This is a genomic window from Rhodopila sp. (genome assembly GCF_965277165.1).
Classification (GTDB): domain Bacteria; phylum Pseudomonadota; class Alphaproteobacteria; order Acetobacterales; family Acetobacteraceae; genus Rhodopila.
This window is the reverse complement of record NZ_CBDICE010000006.1, coordinates 2,198,470-2,215,418: the sequence shown is the minus strand read 5'-3', so window position 1 is coordinate 2,215,418 and position 16,949 is coordinate 2,198,470. Positions and strand designations below refer to the sequence as shown.

Annotated in this window: 14 protein-coding genes; 3 read left to right on the top strand and 11 right to left on the bottom strand. The window is 63.4% G+C overall.

The features are described 5' to 3' along the window. Positions 1 to 24: 24 nt before the first annotated feature. From ACQY4Y_RS22365 to ACQY4Y_RS22340, 6 genes are all read right to left on the bottom strand, one after another. Entirely contained in the window at positions 25 to 1,014 is a 990-nt protein-coding gene (locus ACQY4Y_RS22365; protein ID WP_428492777.1) for an oligopeptide/dipeptide ABC transporter ATP-binding protein, read from the bottom strand. Continuing rightward, positions 1,011 to 1,988, bottom strand: coding sequence for an ABC transporter ATP-binding protein (locus tag ACQY4Y_RS22360; RefSeq protein ID WP_428492776.1), 978 nt, complete (start codon positions 1,986 to 1,988; stop codon positions 1,011 to 1,013). Before ACQY4Y_RS22360 ends, ACQY4Y_RS22365 begins: the two co-directional genes overlap by 4 nt. Beyond that, positions 1,985 to 2,869 carry an ABC transporter permease gene (locus tag ACQY4Y_RS22355; RefSeq protein ID WP_428492775.1) on the bottom strand — a complete coding sequence of 295 codons (885 nt, stop codon included), beginning with the start codon at positions 2,867 to 2,869 and terminating at the stop codon, positions 1,985 to 1,987. The genes ACQY4Y_RS22360 and ACQY4Y_RS22355 overlap by 4 nt, the downstream gene beginning before the upstream one ends. Beyond that, on the bottom strand, positions 2,866 to 3,891 hold the full coding sequence (locus ACQY4Y_RS22350; RefSeq protein WP_428492774.1) for an ABC transporter permease: 1,026 nt from the start codon (positions 3,889 to 3,891) through the stop codon (positions 2,866 to 2,868). Before ACQY4Y_RS22350 ends, ACQY4Y_RS22355 begins: the two co-directional genes overlap by 4 nt. Then, positions 3,816 to 5,369: an ABC transporter substrate-binding protein gene (locus ACQY4Y_RS22345; protein ID WP_428492773.1), complete on the bottom strand. Its 1,554-nt coding sequence runs from the start codon at positions 5,367 to 5,369 to the stop codon at positions 3,816 to 3,818. The genes ACQY4Y_RS22350 and ACQY4Y_RS22345 overlap by 76 nt, the downstream gene beginning before the upstream one ends. A gap of 311 nt (positions 5,370 to 5,680) precedes the next feature. Continuing rightward, a complete protein-coding gene (locus ACQY4Y_RS22340; RefSeq protein ID WP_428492772.1) occupies positions 5,681 to 6,982 on the bottom strand; it encodes an NtaA/DmoA family FMN-dependent monooxygenase in 1,302 nt (433 codons plus the stop codon). Positions 6,983 to 7,231: 249 nt separating this feature from the next. On the opposite strand from ACQY4Y_RS22340, the gene ACQY4Y_RS22335 reads away from it, so the two are divergent. After that, the gene (locus ACQY4Y_RS22335) at positions 7,232 to 7,621 is read left to right on the top strand and encodes an MAPEG family protein (protein WP_428492771.1); all 390 of its coding nucleotides are present in this window, start codon (positions 7,232 to 7,234) and stop codon (positions 7,619 to 7,621) included. 72 nt (positions 7,622 to 7,693) lie between these two features. On the opposite strand, the gene ACQY4Y_RS22330 is transcribed toward ACQY4Y_RS22335, so the two are convergent. After that, positions 7,694 to 9,427, bottom strand: coding sequence for a hydantoinase B/oxoprolinase family protein (locus tag ACQY4Y_RS22330; protein WP_428492770.1), 1,734 nt, complete (start codon positions 9,425 to 9,427; stop codon positions 7,694 to 7,696). 310 nt (positions 9,428 to 9,737) lie between these two features. On the opposite strand from ACQY4Y_RS22330, the gene ACQY4Y_RS22325 reads away from it, so the two are divergent. Beyond that, positions 9,738 to 11,123 (top strand): MFS transporter, encoded by a 1,386-nt coding sequence (locus ACQY4Y_RS22325; protein ID WP_428492769.1) that lies wholly within the window; start codon positions 9,738 to 9,740, stop codon positions 11,121 to 11,123. 127 nt (positions 11,124 to 11,250) lie between these two features. Here the strand turns inward: ACQY4Y_RS22325 and ACQY4Y_RS22320 are convergent, their stop codons facing one another. Together ACQY4Y_RS22320 and parA are read right to left on the bottom strand one after the other, a co-directional pair. Then, positions 11,251 to 11,691 carry a CopD family protein gene (locus tag ACQY4Y_RS22320; protein ID WP_428492768.1) on the bottom strand — a complete coding sequence of 147 codons (441 nt, stop codon included), beginning with the start codon at positions 11,689 to 11,691 and terminating at the stop codon, positions 11,251 to 11,253. Next, a complete protein-coding gene (parA, locus tag ACQY4Y_RS22315; protein ID WP_428492767.1) occupies positions 11,688 to 12,308 on the bottom strand; it encodes a ParA family partition ATPase in 621 nt (206 codons plus the stop codon). The genes ACQY4Y_RS22320 and parA overlap by 4 nt, the downstream gene beginning before the upstream one ends. A 136-nt stretch (positions 12,309 to 12,444) precedes the next feature. On the opposite strand from parA, the gene ACQY4Y_RS22310 reads away from it, so the two are divergent. Then, entirely contained in the window at positions 12,445 to 12,885 is a 441-nt protein-coding gene (locus ACQY4Y_RS22310) for a GNAT family N-acetyltransferase (RefSeq protein ID WP_428492766.1), read from the top strand. Positions 12,886 to 13,091: 206 nt separating this feature from the next. Here ACQY4Y_RS22310 and ACQY4Y_RS22305 read toward each other — a convergent pair whose 3' ends face one another. Together ACQY4Y_RS22305 and ACQY4Y_RS22300 are read right to left on the bottom strand one after the other, a co-directional pair. Then, positions 13,092 to 15,170 carry a hydantoinase/oxoprolinase family protein gene (locus ACQY4Y_RS22305; RefSeq protein WP_428492765.1) on the bottom strand — a complete coding sequence of 693 codons (2,079 nt, stop codon included), beginning with the start codon at positions 15,168 to 15,170 and terminating at the stop codon, positions 13,092 to 13,094. A gap of 71 nt (positions 15,171 to 15,241) precedes the next feature. Next, a complete protein-coding gene (locus ACQY4Y_RS22300) occupies positions 15,242 to 16,891 on the bottom strand; it encodes an amidase (protein ID WP_428492764.1) in 1,650 nt (549 codons plus the stop codon). Between the last annotated feature and the right edge of the window lie 58 nt (positions 16,892 to 16,949).

Genomic DNA, 16,949 nt, shown 5'->3' with positions numbered 1-16,949 from the left:
ATGGTCGCGGCTTTGGCGGACCGTTCAAGCCGCCGGTTGCTCCGCAACCAACAGACACGCCGCCACGTGTTTCGGTCCGACCGTTTCCAGCGCCGGCACGCGTTCCGCACAGGCCGCCATCGCATGTGTGCAGCGCGGCCGAAACCGGCACCCACCTGCCGTCGCGCCGGTTTCCACCGGCAAAACCGAGCGCCGGCGCTCCCGCCGGTCCAGTCCACGCGGCAGCGCATCCAGCAGCGCCTGCGTGTAGGGATGGCGCGGCGACGTCAGTACCGCGGCCGGGACGCCGCTCTCCACCTCCCGGCCGGCATACATCACTGTGATTCGGTCGCAAATCCGCCCCACCACGGCCAGATCGTGACTGATAAGGACAATGGTCAAGCCCAGGCTTTTGTTCAACTCTCGCAACAGGTTTATGATCTGACCTTGCAACGAAACATCCAATGAAGAAACCGGCTCATCGGCGACCAGCAGCGACGGCTGCATGGCCAACGCCCGGGCAATGCCAACGCGCTGCCGCTGGCCGCCCGAAAGTTCATGAGGAAAACGATCCAGGAATTGAACATCCAGACCCACCTGGCCAAGTAGCTCGCTGGTCCGGCCAGCGACTGCCTTCCCATCCAAGCCGCGGGCAACGACAGCCTCATTCAGGATCGTGCGGATGCGCTTGCGCGGGTTCAGCGACGAGTGCGTATCCTGAAATACCATCTGCACGTCGCGCCGATATGACCGCCTCGCCTCACCGGACAGCGTGTTCAGTGCGTTGCCGTCCCATTCGATCGATCCACCGGAAGGCGCCAGCAGCCCGACGATCATCTGCGCCAGCGTGGACTTTCCGCAGCCACTCTCGCCGACCAGCCCCAGGATGCCGCCTCGTTCGATAGAGAGCGAAACACCATCGACGGCGGTCACCACGCGCTGCACGCCTCGCAACCGATCCTTCATCCCACGCCGCAGCCGATACGATTTCCGCAGATCGTTCAGCCGCATCAGTGGAGGCGCGTCCGCCTTCATGCCGGCACCCTCTCTTCGGTGCGGAAACAGACCGCCATCTGCTGTCCATGCCACCGGATCGGCGGCTGTTCCGCTGAACAGCGGGATTCAGCGAGATCGCAGCGCGGGGCGAACGGACATCCCGGCAGCAGCTCACCGGTCTTCGGTGGCAGTCCCGCAATGGTCGGCATTGCGCCCCGGTTGCCATCCAGGCGTGGAACGCAGCGCAAAAGTTGCCGCGTGTAGGGATGCCGCGGCGAGGCGAACAACGCGCGCACGTCACCGCTCTCGACCACGCGTCCGGCATACATCACGGTGACCCTGGTCGAGATCTCGGCAACCAGTTCCAGGTTATGGCTGATGAACAGGATGGCGATGCTGAATTCAGAACGAATCCGATCCAGCAGGTCCATCACCTGAGCCTGCACCGTCACATCAAGTGCCGTGGTCGGTTCATCGGCGATCAACAGGCTGGGATTGCACGACACGGCGAGCGCGATCATCACCCGCTGGCGCATGCCACCGGACAGTTCATGCGGAAACGCCAGTAAACGTTGGCGCGGATACGGTATGCCAACCAGTTCCAGCAGTTCCTCCGCCCGCGCCATCGCCGCTCGGCGACCCAGCGGCTGATGTGTGCGGATCGCGTCGGTCAACTGTCGCCCGATCGACAAAGCCGGATTCAGCGCAGTCAACGGGTCCTGGAAGATCATGCCGATCTGGCTGCCGCGTAGTTTGTTCAAGTCACCGGCCGAGCATTCCCGCAGGTTGCGGCCACCAAACGTTATTCGGCCGCTGGTCACCGCTCCGCCAGGTGGCAGCAAACGCATGATTGCCAGCGCCGTCATGCTCTTGCCCGAACCGGATTCGCCCACAAGCCCAACGACCTCGCCGGGCGCGATACGCAGGTCCACGCCGTGCACCACCGAACGCGTCGCATCACCGGATCGAAAGCCAACGTGCAGTCCGTCGATACGCAACAGGTCTTCCGTCATGCGGTCAGTGCCTGTGTGGTGTGTCGAGGGTCCAGCGCGTCACGCAACCCGTCGCCCAGCAGGTTGAACGCCACCACGCTGAGCGAAATCGCCGCGCCAGGGAAAACCGACAGCCACCATTCCCCCGAGAACAGATAGTTGCGTGCGTCGGCGAGCATGTTGCCCCAGCTTGGATCGGGCGGCTGTACGCCCAGGCCAACGAAACTGACGGATGCTTCGATGATGATGCCGATCGCCAGCAGCAGGGTCGCCTGGACGATGACCGGCGACAGGCAGTTCGGCAGCACGTCGGAGATCATGATTCGCAACGATCCCACGCCTTGCAGCCGTCGCGCGGCGACGTAGTTTGCCCGGGATTCCGCAAGCGCGCTGGCATGCGTGATGCGAGCCAACGTCGGTACATACAAGACGCCCAACAACACCAGCAGCTTGACTTCGTTGCCAAAGGTGATGCCGACGACGGTGAACGGGCCGACGCCGAGGATGCCCACAAGGGCAATTGCCCAGATCAACAACGGAATCGCCGCCATCGCGTCCAGCAACCGCATCAGTAGTTGTTCCAGCCACCCACCGCTGAAAAAACCTGCCAACAGCCCAAGCGATATGCCCCCGGTGCATCCGATGACCATTGCCAGAACAGAAACCTCAAGCGAAGCGCGACCGCCCCAGATGACGCGACTGAGGACGTCTCGACCGGCCTGGTCGGTGCCAAACAAATGGCCCGATCCGGGTTCCAGCAATGACGCAGTCATATCGACGGCCAACGGATCGTACGGTGCGATCAACGGCGCGGCCAAACCGTCAGCAACGATCAGCAGCACCAGGACGGCGCCTATGAAACCGCCGGCGCCGCCAAACATTGCCATCAGCCGGCGGATCATGTCCTGACCGCCGCAATGCGCGGATTGAGCCACGCATTCGTCAGATCCGCCGCAATGTTGGCGAGGATGAAAATGAAGGTGAAAACCATGACGATCCCCTGCACCAAAGCGAAATCACGCTGCTGGATAGCGGTGAGCAAGGCCGCGGACAGGCCGCTGATGTTGAAAACAGCCTCGATGATCAGCGCCCAGCCGAACATATAGCCGAACGACATCCCGGCGACCGTTACCACCGGAACCAGCGCATTGCGCAACGCGTAGACCAGAACACGCCGACGCGGCAGCCCGGTGGCGCGGGCGGTGCGCATGTAGTCCTGTCCCAGCACCTCCAGCATGCTGGATCGGGTCATCCGGCTGAGCACCGCCATATAGAAAATCGCCAGGCAGAATGTGGGCAGGGCGATGGAATCAAGATGTTGCCAAACGCCTGCCGACCAGGGTTCGACTCCGCCAGGCGGGAACCAATCCCGATCCACCGCGAATGCCATGATCAATACCAGAGCCAGCCAGAACCCCGGCACGGAAACACCGAGCACCGCGATTAGGCGGACGCCATAATCCAGCATGGTGTCGCGCAATAGTGCAGACAGCGTACCCGCAATTACCGAAAGAACGCACGAAAAGACGAATGCTATAATGACGAGTTCCAAGGTCACCGGCAGCGTGGCGGCAATGTCGGGTTCAACCGGCCGGCCGGTAATGAACGAGGTTCCCAAACTGCCGTGGAGAAGCACGCCTTTTAGCCACAGGCCATACTGCACGACCACAGGACGATCCAGGCCGTGATCATGTTCGAACTGAACGATCTGCGCCTGCGTACCGTCCTGCCCCAGCACGATACGGGCCGGGCTGTCCGGAATCGCTCGGGTCACCAGAAACAGGCACGACGAGACGAGCACCAGGGACAGAACCGAAAAGCCAACTCGGCGAAGCAGCAGCGCGAGCATCAGGAGATCGAAGCATCGTAAACGTTTATGGTGAGACCGCGACTGGGCCTGAAGTTCTTGACCCTGGCGCGCCACAGATTGGCCGCGGCGAAATAACCGACCCAGGTGTAGTAGGACGTTTCTGCCATGTGCACCATCAGCTTGGCGTAGACCGGCTTCAATTTTTCACGGTCGTTTTCAGCGAAGGCGATTTTCAGCGCGGCCACAACCTCGGGGTCTACGGTGTTGCCGGACACGTTCGCCATGAAGCTGTTGGCGGTGAAATTCGCCATCAGGAAATAGGTCGCCTCGCCCGGCGACATGAAGTTCGCGAACCCCGACTGGTAGCCTCCGCCCATGATGTGCGATTGCACGATCTGCGATGAAGATACCCGCAGATTGACCTTGATGTTCAACTTCGCCAATTCCGACTGCACGAACACCGCCGCATCCTTCGCATCCAGAAGGTACGGTTCGGCGCTAACATCCATGTCGAATTCGGTTCCCTTCGGATAGCGGGATTTCGCCAGATGCTGCTTCGCCAGATCCAGATTGTAGGCCGTCATGTCGTCGGCCTTTTTGTCATACCACCAGCCAGAAGCCGGGGCCGGAATGCCGGATGGTTCCACCAGCCCGTAATAGATCTTTTCGGCGATCGTCTTGCGGTCCACCGCGTGCTGGATGCAGCGGCGGAATTCGATATCATCGAACGGCGGCTTGCTGGGGTTTTGGAACATCACCGTCCAACCGCCTAATGTCGGCACCGCCCCGCCCTGGATGCCTCTTCGCGTTTTCAGCCGCGAAAATTCACGCGCCGGCGGTGCCCCGATAATATCCGCCTGTCCGGCCAGCAGGAACGCCACCCGTGTCGCGTCCTCAGGCACGATTTTCACCACCACCCGGTCCCAGTGCGGCAATCCCTTCTGCCAGTAGTGCGGGTTTCGGCGCATACTGATGTAATCGTTCGGTTTCCATTCCTCGAACATGCCGGGGCCGGTGCCCACACCTTTGGGCGATACACGGAAGTATTCGTTGCCGTACTTCTCGCGCGAGCCTTTCGGGAACACCCCCATGAATTTCGTCAGGAATGACGTCCATGGCGCAAACGGCACCTTCAGATGCACATGCACACGGTGCGGTCCATCCGTCTCCACATGCGACAGACGGTTGAAGATCGGGCCCCGGGACGCCTTGTTCGCCGGATTGATGATATATTCCAGGCTATACTTCACATCCTCGGACGTCATCGGCATACCATCATGGAACAGCACGTCGTCGCGTAACTCGAACGTATAGACAAGAGCATCGGCGGAAATCTCTGGCAGTGCGGTGGCAAGTTGCGGCTTCAGGTTGCCGTCGATATCGAACTCGACAAGGTTCTCGAAAATCGATTCACTGATGATTTCCCAGTCATGGCTGGAACTGTTTATCGGGTCGCAGGTCACCGGATTGGTGGACAACGCGACCGTCAGCGTGCCGGTTTCGTCCGCTCGAGCGGTGCGGATCCACGCAGACGACAGCACCGAAGCGGCACCTGCCAGCAAGCCGGAGCGTCGGGTCAGTCCATGCATCATCGCGTGCCGTTCCTTGGGGCCTGGGTTGTCACGTCCGGTGGATCCTCCTGCTGAAGCGAGGCGGAACGTTTAGCTCCCAGGCGCGCCATGTTTCCGGCGTCGTCGCTGTATCTACCAGCAGCAAGCGGCGTGCCACGGTCACTGCCGTGTTGAATGCCGCTCGTGCCCAGAACGCGGGCGTTGCGTGACTGAGGTACAGGCACTACGGGGATGGCAGTTCGATCAAATATCACCACGGCGCCTGCCGCTTCTCGGCGCCCCGTAGCGTCGCGGCTGGCAAGTTCATCACGGCGTACGTCGCAATCGGCCAGTTAGAAGGCGCGCAGGTTGTCGCGCAGCATGGCGTGCTCGTATGTCTTGCGCACGAGTCCGCGCTTCTGCAACGCTGGGGTTAGTCCGTCGGCGATCTCGGTGATGTAGCGCCGGGTGAAGTCCGGATCCATGAACAGGAAGCCGTCACCACCGACGGCGTCCATGATCTCGGCCATTTGGGCAGCGACCCGATCCGGCGTGCCGACCAGATCGGCATCGCTCAATGACCGCCCCTGCATGGCGATCTCGCGCGGAGTGCGCCCGGAATAGGCTTTTGCGACCGACAGATGCCCGTTCGAGGTCAGTTCCGGCAGCTTCTCGTCCAGATCGTACTTGGAAAAGTCGATGCCGGTCACCCGCGACATGTTCGCCAGGGCGAATTCGATATGGCTCTCGGTGTCCGCCAGCCTCTCCTGCTTGCGGGCCAGCGCCGTGTCCATGAATTCGTCGACGATCGGGGCAACCAGGAACATCACCTTGATGTGGTCCGGATCGCGTCCAAACCCCACAGCCTGGGTCCGGATGTCATCGCGGTACGCCTTCATCGCCGCCACGCTGCCGGCCGAGGCGATGATCGTGTCCGCCCAGCGCGCGGCAAAGCTTCGGCCCCGCGGCGAACCTCCGGCCTGGCAGATCACCGGATGTCCTTGTGGCGATCGCGGTGCTGACAGTGGTCCGCGAGAGCGGAAATATTTGCCCTCATGGAACACCGGACGGACCTTCGCCGGGTCGGCGAAAATCTCGCGTTCCTGATCGATGACCATCGCCTCAGCGTCCCAGGAGTCCCAAAGTTTCTGCACCACCTCGACATATTCGTCCGCCATATCGTAGCGCTCGTCGTGCGGAAATTGCCGTTCGTGACCGAAATTCTGAGCACCGCCGTCGTTGCTGCCGGTGACCAGGTTCCAGCCGGCGCGTCCGTCGCTGACATGGTCCAGGGTGTTGGTCAGACGGGCAAGCAGAAACGGATTGTACTCGGTGGTGGACAGAGTGGTGATGATGCCGATCCGCTGCGTCGCCTGGATCATGAACGGCGCCAGGACGGCCGGATCCAACTTGGGCGAATCGACCGCCAGCCGCAGGTAGGTCTCGTGCGAATTCTTGTAGGTGTACGGAACGTTGCAGGAGTCCTCGACCATGACGTAATCAAAGGCGGCCCGCTCCAGCTCTTTTGCGAGGTGAACCAGAAGATCGGGTTTGACCCAGCCGTGTGGGTTCGGTCCGCCCCACAGGTTCCGCCATCCTTTCGGGCCATAGCCCTTCATGATGAACCATCCCAGGTGAAAGGGCTGCTGTGCCATCGGCATTCGACTCCGTCTCCGCAGGTATGACCGTGCAAGACAAATGCCATGACGAGGCGCCTGCGCACTTTGCCGATTCGGAGTGGTTGAAGGATGCCGAGCTCTGTCAACACGCGCCCGGAGCTGAAGGGTGCTGAACTCTCAAGCGGCGATCAACGGCTTGCTGCCGCACGCATGGCGGGCGGTGGCTTGTTCGGTCCATCTCGTTCATGGAATAGAAGCCAATAGTTAAATTCGGAGACCATCGCCATGACCATCGCCGAGCTGTGCCTTCTCGCGGTCGTCGTGCTGACGATCGCATCCATCGCGCCGGCCAAGCTGAGCGGAGCGCGGGACTTCGACAACGCCAATCCGCGCGATCCCGGGTTCTATCGGCCGGGGCTGCGGGCGCGGTCACAGGGCGCGCATTTGAACGGCAATGAGGCGTTTCCGTTCTTCGCCGCCGCGGTGATCCTGGCCGAAATCAAGTCGGTGCCGCAGCCTACGCTGAACATCCTCGCCGTTGCATTCGTCGCCGCCCGGCTGGCCTATGTGCTGTTGTATCTGACCAACCGCCCAAGCTTGCGCTCGATGGTCTGGTCGGTCGGGTTCCTGATCAACCTGGTGATCTTTTTCGCGCCCATGTGGGCGGGACGCTGATCCCGCGAAGCGCGGGGCAGGGCGCCTATTCCGCAAGCCGTCGTCTCACCGCCGTGGCACTCGGGATGCCGGTCAGCCAGGCAAGCGCATCCGTGCGGTTTCCGCCTGATCGACCGCGCACGTGTCGGTCAGCGCGACCTTGTAAAGCACCCTGGCGTTGTCGCGCGATACCAGACCGTCGCGGACGTCGCGGGCAACCAGCATCGGGTCGCGGGCGGCGGGGTCGCCCATCCCGGCGCCGCCCGGTAGCTCCAAGATCAGCCGGTCGCCGTCCGGGATCACCTGCAACCCCTTGGTGCGCAGCACCGCGCCGGATTTTCGCGCGACGCGGCCGACCGCGCCATTCAATCCGCCGTCGCGCCCCTTGGGCGCGTTGGCGACGCGGTCGAAGCTGGCGTTGACGGCGAATTCCAGATTGCCCTTGGTGGCAATCTCCATGATCTGCCCGACGCCGCCGCGGCTGCGTCCCGCACCGCCCGAATCGGGTTTCAGTTCCTTGCGCCACACCACGACCGGCGCCACGTTCTCGGTCGCCTCCACCGGCATGGTGCGCACGCCAGACGGAAAAGCCGTGGCATTCAGCCCGTCCTGACTCGGCCGCGCCCCGGTGCCGCCGGAGTTGAAGGTGATGATCTCGAAATCGGCGACCACCGGCTTGTTGCCGCGCGCCTGGCCCGAAATCGCGCCGCCGCCGCGCAACGGGGGATTCCACAGTGCCGAGGCACCCTCGGCGGTCACCCGTTGCGGCACCGCCTGGTGCAGACAACCCATCATCAGGTCAGGCAGCAGATGGCCGATGACATGGCGCACCGAGACCGGGTAGGGACGCGGCGCGTTCAGGATACAACCGTCAGGTATTTTCATCCGAAACGGTTCCAGCGAGGCCCAGTTGTTCGGTATCTCGGGTGCCACCACACACTTGATCCCAAAGCACGAATAGGCTCGGCAGTAAGCCGGCGGAACGTTTATGCCGCGTGACGACAACCCCGAGGTGCCGGCGAAATCGACCTCGATGCCATCGGCTTCGATCCGCATCGATGCCGCGAGGCGGACCGGTTCCTCATAGCCGTCGGAGTAGATCTCGCTGTCATAGGTACCGGCCGGCAACCGGGCGATTTCCGCCAGCGTCGCGCGGCGCGAACTGTCGAAGATGAATTGCGCCAGCGGATCGAGGCCGATCATGTCGAATTCGTCCATCATCTCCACCAGGCGTCTCGCCCCGGCGTCGTTGCAGGCGCACAGCGAGTAAATGTCGCCTTCCAGTTCGACCGGCAGGCGCGATCCGGCGCGGATGAAGTCGAAAAAGGTTTCATTGGGCCTCGCCTGGTCGAAGCACTTTACGATCGGGATATACATGCCCTCTTCGTAAACCGACCGGCCCTCGGGCCCCATGCCGAGGCCGCCGATGTCGATGACGTGGGCGGTGTTGGCGAGCAGGCCAACAATCTTGCCGCCATGGAATGCTGGCGTCACGACCGTCAGGTCGTGCAAGTGGCCGGTTCCAAGCCAGGGATCGTTGGTAATGTAGTGATCGCCTGGCCGCATCACGGCGGCGGGGAATTTGTTCAGGAAGTGCCCCACGCTCTCGGCCATCGAGTTGACGTGCCCGGGGGTGCCGGTGACCGCCTGGGCCATCATCCGCCCAGTCAGGTCGAAGATGCCCGCCGAAAGGTCGCCGGCCTCGCGCACCGTGGTGGAGAACGCGGTGCGGATCATGATCTGCGCCTGTTCCTCGACCACCGCGATCAGGCGGTTCCACATGATCTGGCGATGGATCTGCGCAAGCGCATTGGTTTCGTGGGACATGCATCGGCCCTGAATGATCGGGAAGTTCTGATCAACACTCTGGCATGCGGCCGCGACGCTGTCATCGCCCCGCTCGTCGGACTTTGATTTCGCTTGCATCGCGCCACGCGAACACCGCACAGTCGCCGCGGCAGAGGGCGGACAACAACCGCCCCGTCGCCAAAGGGAAGCAACATGTAGGGCAGGCAGCACTCCAAGGTGCGGCTTAATCGCGGTCGTACGCGGCCATATCCGAAACCGCAACTGAATCCTCCGCGAGTTCCGTTCTTCGCACCCGCCGTCCCGCCTGATCCGGGAGGACAGCACGGCCATGTCAGAAGAAAACGCTGCGACGAGACTTGGACGCAAACTCGACTCTATTCCATTTTCCGCATACCACCTGCTGCTGATCATGGCACTCGGTACCGTCGGTTTCATCGAGGGCTACGACCTCGCGCTGGGCGGATCGCTGATCGTGCTGGCCAAGCAGCCGCTGCAGCTGTCGCCGGACGCCATCCGATGGCTGGTCGCTGGACCGACTTTCCTGGTGGTGATCGGCGGCTTCAGCGCCTCGGCGCTCTCGGATCGGCTGAGCCGCAAGACGATCATGCAGATCGGCGTCGTCATCAGCACGTTCTTCACTTTGCTGATCCCGCTGGTGCAGAACGTCGAGCAACTGATCATCCTGCGCCTGCTCACCGGCATCGGGCTCGGCTTCGCGATCCCGGCACCGTTTCCGATCGCGGCGGAACTGATGCCGGCGCGGCATCGGCGAACCTACGGCGGTATCTACGAGGTGATGCTGGCCAGCGCCTTTACCCTGCTGCCATTCGTGGCCTTCCTGCTGGCCGGCAATCCTTTGGGGTTCCGGCTGATCGCTCTGCCCGGCGGTCTGGCGCTGGGCGTGGTGCCGCTGCTGGTGTATTTCGCGATCCCGGAAAGTCCGCGCTGGTATCTGCTGCGCGGCGAAACTCAGAAAGCGGTCGAGGCGGTCAATCTTATCATTCGGCGAAGCGGCAGCAAGGTGCCGCCACTGACCGTCGCGGCGCTGGGAACCGGGGTCAGCCTGGGCCGCCAGCAACTGCCTCCGTTCGTGGCGCTGTTCCGCGCCGGCCAGATGCGTTGGACCGCGGTCGGAATCCTCAGCGGTGTCAGCGCCAGCGCGGCCTATTACACCTGCGCGATCCTGTTGCCGAAGGCGCTGGTGGACCAAGGCGGCGCGGTGGCACTGAGCTTCGGCCTGAGCTCCGTGCTGTTCATGGCGAGCATCCCGGGCAAGCTGTTCACCGGGTACCTGATGGAGATCATTGGCCGGCGCTGGACGATGACCTACTCGCTGGCCGGATCGCTGCCGGGAATCGCGCTGATGGCGGTGGCTCACGCGACCGGGGCGTTCGCCGCGGTGGTGTTCATCGCCGGGGCGTTGATCGCCGGCTTCACCGTTTTGGCGGCGTTTCCCTGCACCCGGGTCTATCTATCCGAGCAGTTTCCCACCGACTTGAGAGGTCGAGGCCATTTCTTTGGGGAATCGACCGCACGGTTGTTCGCCGGCGTCCTGTTCCCGCTGTTCCTGGAACGCTATACCGCCTCGCCGGTGGTGTTCTTCGGCACCCTTCTGGCGGTGGTCGCGGTCGGCGCCTGCGTGCCACTGCTGTTCGGGCGTGAAACCGTCGGCCAGTTGGAGACCGTTTCCGAGGCGGTTGAATTAGCGGCGTGAGAGTCGCTTGGCGAACCGCTTCCCCGGCCAAGACGACCGATTGTCGGATCCGGCGGCGCATCCGTCGCGGCGCCGCCTGGGGTTTCACCGCATCGGCCCGAAGGCCCCCGCCGACAACAGATTTTTGCTACAGCAACCCCGCAACGATGACAGCGATCAGGCCCATGACCAGATTGACCCCGATCAGCGTCCGGATGCGGCTAAGGCAGGAAGCCATCCTGGCGCGATCAGTGGTACGGCGGAACCTGCGGTACGGGCCAAGATACATCGCCAAAAAGACGGCTGCCATCAGCAACCCAAGCGCCAGCATGGCGTGGACCTGCCACGGCGCACCAGGCATCCCGCCGACATAAGGGAGCATGGCGAAACCAGTGATAATAATCGCCGGCATGACGTGCCACACGATGAGGAAGAATTTTTTGAACACTTGGGTGTGCAGAAGCATCCGTTGAGGTGCCTCGATCACTTTCAAACTAGGCTGCAGCACCACGAAAGCGAAGAACATGCCGCCCACCCAAAGCACTGCGCACAAAAGATGCAGCATTTTGAGACCCGCAAAAACCGTCATCCAAGCATCTCCAATAACTCGCTCAGGAGCGCACCTAGCTCATTTGCCGCGATCGAGCGAGGGGCGGCCTCGCTGACGGCCAGTCCTCTGGCGAAGGCTGTGGCGAAGCCAGTTCGGTTGCCAATCGTGGCAGTCAAAAGCGGTTTGCCGCCGCGCTGGAGCAAGGCCGTCACCGTCTCCCGCAGCTTGCCGGACGACGGCATGCGGTTCAGAACCATTGCGGCTTTCCGTTTCTCCGCGGCGACAAGTTGCAAGGTGCCCTCGGCCGCCCAAGCGTCAGGCGGACTTGGCTGCACTGGGATAAGCACAAGGTCTGCGCCGCGGATCGCCAGACGGGCGTCGCTGTCGACTTGAGGGGGGCTGTCGATGACCACGAAATCGTGGTGCGCTTTCAGACGATCCAGCTCGCGGCTAACTCGCCAGCCTGAGACCTCCGAAAAGGTCAGCTTCGATGCGGTTTTGGGTCTTAGTTCGTGCCAACGAGCCAGTGTGTGCTGTGGGTCAATATCTAGCAGCGCGACCTTTCGTGAAGGTAGCAGCGCGGCGCCCAAGTTTGCCGCCAGGGTCGTCTTGCCGGTGCCCCCTTTCTGCTGGGCTACTGTGATCACGATCGCCATGCGACCCGGCTCCTGCGTAGCTGTACGGTTTCAGCACATCCCGGACGGGGATGAGGGCTCGCCTTTTAATGAGGCCGATCGTATCCTATCCTGGAAAGTTATCTACTAAACTGTCGCGGAATTTGCTGGAAGCAGGATGCCAACTAAACGGTCAACCGGCGAACAGGGCTATCGTCTTGACGCGCCCCGCGGTGGCCAGGACTGGCAGGCGTTTCACAGCATACGCCGCAAGGTCTTTCGTTTGCCTCGACCGACTGAGGCAGACAGCCCGAACAGCCATGCCTTGCTTTTGTTCTTGGAGGGTGAGCCCATCGGCGCGATCCAGGTAGACGATTTGAGTAACGCTGCAGCCGCCCTCCGGCTCGTTGCCATCGATCCGGCTTGGCAAGGCGAAGGGCATGGGCGAGTGATGCTGGAACGAGCGGAGCAATTCGTGAGAGAACAGGGTTGCTGCAAGACAGTCGTTTACGCGACACCGGAGGCCGCCGGATTCTATCAAACCGCTGGCTATGAGGAAGAGGATTGGGACGCTGTCTACATCGGCGGCATGGTTCAGATGCAAAAGAAGCTTGAATGATCTCACCCACGGCTCATCTCCTCCGGGGATCGGCCGCGCGAACGATACAGCCTGTGCCGTGAAGCCAGCAATTATGGGTGATTCCCGTCTCGCCAGCAGAAACTGTTAACTCGATGGCTCATCGATAAACGGTTAGGCAACCGTCCCGTGGCCCCTCGATTTGCAAATCGTCTCCCGGGGCCTCGTCAGACCGATCCGCGCCTGCCTCAGCCCGTCCGCACCATTTCGATATATCCCAGTCCGTTAACCGTCGCCCGCCATCCCGGACCGATCAGGGTCGAGGTTTCATCCTCGGCCACGATCGCCGGACCGCTGATCCTGGCCCATGGTCGCAGCGTCGCCCGGTCGTGCATCGCCCACGGTGTCACCGCGCCGGTGGTGGTGTCGCGCACCGGCCGGGTGCTCATCGCCGCGGCCTCGCTCGTAGCCACGTCGTCCGGTCGCGGCCCCGGTTTGACATCATCGGTTACCGTGGTGACCACCACGGCGTAACTCATGATCTCGACGTCCGATCCCGGAACCGGGCGATCGAAAAACCGGGCATATTCGGTATCGTAACGGGCACGGATCGGCGCCACGTCCGCCGCACCCAGCACGCCATTCGGCAGCGGCACCGGTATTTCGTGGCCCTGCCCGACATAGCGCATATACGCAATGCGGGTTTGCACCACCGGCGCGCCGAAGCTGCCTTGCGCCACGGCGGCCTCGGCCTGCCGCCCCATCTCGTCCAGCAGGTCGTTCACCGCCGCCACGTCGAAGCTGGAAAACCGCTGATAAAGGCTGCGCACGACCTCATAGCCGACCGGAGCGCGCAGGAAACCGATGGCGCTGCCGACGCCCGCGCCCAAGGGCACCAGCACGCGATCGATGCCGATCTTCTCCGCCACCCGGCAGGCATGCACCGGCCCGCCGCCACCGAACGCGATCAGTGTGCGCCCGGCATAGGTCTTGCCCGATTCGATGGCATGGACGCGCGCGGCGTTCGCCATGTTCTCATCGACCATTTCCACCACGCCGAGCGCCGCAAGCTCGGCCGTCAGCGCCAGCCTGGTGCCGACATCGGCCGCCAGCGCATCACGCGCCGCTGCCACGTCCAGTCGCATGGTGCCGCCGGCAAATCTGCCTGGGTCGTAACGACCAAGCGACAGGTTAGCGTCGGTGACGGCGGGATGGATGCCACCACGTCCGTAGCACGCCGGCCCCGGATCGGCGCCGGCGCTTTCCGGCCCGACCGCGATCCGGCCCATCGTATCGACATGCGCCAGCGACCCGCCGCCGGCGCCGATCTCGACCATCTCGATCACCGGGATCCGCAGCGGCAAACCCGAACCTTTGCGGAAACGCCCGACCCGGGCGACCTCGAAGCTGCGCGCGGTCTGCGGCTTGAAGTCGTCGATCAGGCAGATCTTCGCGGTGGTGCCGCCCATGTCGAACGACAGCACGCTGTGCAGACCGCACTCGCGGGCGATGTGGGCCGAGAAGATGGCGCCGCCGGCCGGTCCGCTCTCCACCAGGCGGATCGGAAACCGACATGCGGTCTCGATCGTCGTTAGTCCCCCGCCCGACATCATCAGGAACAACGGCGCGGAGGCACCCGCTTCGTGCAGATCGGCCTCCAGCCGGCGCAGGTAGCGCGCCATCATCGGCTGCACATAGGCATTGGCGACGGTGGTGGAAAACCGCTCCCATTCCCGCATCTCAGGCGAGACCTCCGACGACAGCGAAACCGGGACGTTCGGCAGCGCGTCGTGCAGGATCGCCTGGATGCGTCGTTCATGCACCGGATTGACGAAGGCGTGCAGCAGGCCGATGGCAATGCTCTCCACCTGTTCATGCTTCAGCAGCGGGATCAGCGCGTGCACCGCGGCCTCGTCCAGCGGGCGCAGGATAGCCCCGGTATTGTCCAGCCGTTCGCCAACCGGCAGGCGCAGATAACGCGGTACCAACGGCTCCGGCAGCACGATGTTCAAATCGTACTGATCGTAACGACTTTCGTTGCCCATCGCGATGACATCGCGAAACCCTTCAGTGGTGATCAGCGCGGTGCGCGCGCCCTTGCGCTCGATGATGGCGTTGGTCGCAAGCGTGGTGCCGTGGATGATCAGTTCGATATCGCCAGGTGCCACCCCGGCTGCCGCGATGATACCGCGGAACCCATCCATCACCCCCCGTTCGGGGGCGCCCTGCGTGGTCAGCACTTTGGTGGTGGTGCGCCTGCCGCCGGCCTCCAGCGCCAGATCTGTAAATGTGCCGCCGATATCGACGGCAAGACGGGCAGGCTTCATCAGGGTTCCTCGAAACGGTTGACGAGGCATTGCGCCGATATGAAAGTTCCGCTCATCAACCCCTGGACCGCCTAGCCGCCAGGCTGAAACACGTTGGCCGGCTCGGCGGTGAACTCCCAGGACCGCCCCAGATGGCCGACCATCTCCTCCACATAAGGCGCGGCCGCGCACAGCTGTTCGAAATGCGGTTCGGGAACGCTTAGTCCGCGACGCTTGCACAACATCGCGATCTCGCCGCGTCTCGCCCCGCTGATATCGGCCTTCGCCGGCGGGGGCACCGGCGGCGCGGCAAGCGGGGGGGCACCGGCCTTCAGCACCGGCCGCCGGCGCCGCCACGGAGTCGCATCCTCGTACGCCTTCGCCACCCGCAGCACGGTGGCGTCGGCGAACGGTCGCCCGACCACCTGCATCGACAGCGGCAGTCCGTCATCAGTGAACCCGATGCATTGCACCAGCGCCGGGCCGCCGGTCACGTTGAACGGCGTGGTCACCGAACTGCGCTGCCAAAAGTTGATCGTCCGCCAGGCGTCCAATCGGCTCGCTGGACCGGGGCCCGCGGTCAACAACACATCGTATCGATCGTACAGCGGCGCCATTTCACCGATCATCACCCGCCGCTCCCGCGACGCCTGCACATAGTCGGCTCCGCTGATCAGCAGCGCTCCCAGCACCCGGCCCAGGAAGTCGGCGCCGAAATCCTGCAGCCGCTGGCGCAGCACCGGTTCATGCACTGCCAGCAGCTCACTTTCGGCACCGGTGATCTTCACCGCGTGATAATCGGCGGCCGGCCGGATGCAGACGTCCTCGATCGTCGCGCCAAGCCCACGCAGCACGTCATAGGCCTGCTCCAGCGCCGTCTTCAGCGCCGCCGGGACCGGAACGTCCTGTTCATACAGGTGCCGCAGCACGCCGATCCGCAGACCCTTCACCCCCTCGGCCATCCCAGCTCGGTAATCGGGCACCGCGCGCCCGGCGCTGGCCGGGTCCTTCGGATCGTGCCCGGCGATCGCCTGCAGCATGATCGCGCAGTCCTCGACGGTCCAGGTTAGCGGCCCAGCATGGTCATAGCTGAAACTGTTGGTGTAGACCCCGGATCGGCTGACCAGCCCATAGGTCGGCTTCAGTCCCACCAGGCCGCACAAAGCGGCCGGATTGCGGATCGACCCGCCGGTGTCCGACCCCAGCGCCCCCGGCGCCAACCCCGCCGCCACGGCGGCGCCGGACCCGCTCGACGACCCGCCGGTGAAGTGCTCGAGGTGCCAGGGATTGCGCGCCGCCGGCCAGGGCAGGTCGAACGACGGGCCGCCATGGGCAAACTCGTGGGTCGAGAGTTTCCCCAGCAGAACCGCGCCGGACTGATACAGCTTGCTGACCGTCGTCGCATCAAAACCCGGCACATAATCCGCCCGCGTGCGGGAATGGCACGTGGTTCGGATACCGGCGGTGCAGTAGATGTCCTTCAACGCGAACGGAATGCCATGCATCGCGCCGCGATAACGACCGGCGCTGATTTCCGCCTCGGCGGTCCGCGCCGCCTCCAGCGCTCGCTCCGCGGTAACCAGCAGGTAGGCGTTCAACTGCGCGTCGTAGGCCTCGATCCGTTGCAGATAGGCCTGCGTCAACTCGACCGGGGACAGATGCCGCCGTTCGATCAATCGCGCCGCTTCGGCGATCGACAGGTCGTGCAGGTCGCTGGCGGTGCGGGCGGCGTCTTCGGGCACTGGCCGATCTCCCCTCAGGATTGGATCTGCGTTTCCTCGCCGCGGTCGCCGCCGCCTG

Bases quoted from the DNA above. Each gene is read 5' to 3' on its own strand.
- ACQY4Y_RS22365 (WP_428492777.1), bottom strand. From the start codon at position 1,014: ATGAAGGCGGACGCGCCTCCACTGATGCGGCTGAACGATCTGCGGAAA.
- ACQY4Y_RS22340 (WP_428492772.1), bottom strand. From the start codon at position 6,982: ATGGCACAGCAGCCCTTTCACCTGGGATGGTTCATCATGAAGGGCTAT.
- ACQY4Y_RS22360 (WP_428492776.1), bottom strand. From the start codon at position 1,988: ATGACGGAAGACCTGTTGCGTATCGACGGACTGCACGTTGGCTTTCGA.
- ACQY4Y_RS22305 (WP_428492765.1), bottom strand. From the start codon at position 15,170: ATGAAGCCTGCCCGTCTTGCCGTCGATATCGGCGGCACATTTACAGAT.
- ACQY4Y_RS22345 (WP_428492773.1), bottom strand. From the start codon at position 5,369: ATGATGCATGGACTGACCCGACGCTCCGGCTTGCTGGCAGGTGCCGCT.
- ACQY4Y_RS22320 (WP_428492768.1), bottom strand. From the start codon at position 11,691: ATGACGGTTTTTGCGGGTCTCAAAATGCTGCATCTTTTGTGCGCAGTG.
- ACQY4Y_RS22330 (WP_428492770.1), bottom strand. From the start codon at position 9,427: ATGTCCCACGAAACCAATGCGCTTGCGCAGATCCATCGCCAGATCATG.
- ACQY4Y_RS22310 (WP_428492766.1), top strand. From the start codon at position 12,445: ATGCCAACTAAACGGTCAACCGGCGAACAGGGCTATCGTCTTGACGCG.
- parA (WP_428492767.1), bottom strand. From the start codon at position 12,308: ATGGCGATCGTGATCACAGTAGCCCAGCAGAAAGGGGGCACCGGCAAG.
- ACQY4Y_RS22335 (WP_428492771.1), top strand. From the start codon at position 7,232: ATGACCATCGCCGAGCTGTGCCTTCTCGCGGTCGTCGTGCTGACGATC.
- ACQY4Y_RS22325 (WP_428492769.1), top strand. From the start codon at position 9,738: ATGTCAGAAGAAAACGCTGCGACGAGACTTGGACGCAAACTCGACTCT.
- ACQY4Y_RS22355 (WP_428492775.1), bottom strand. From the start codon at position 2,869: ATGATCCGCCGGCTGATGGCAATGTTTGGCGGCGCCGGCGGTTTCATA.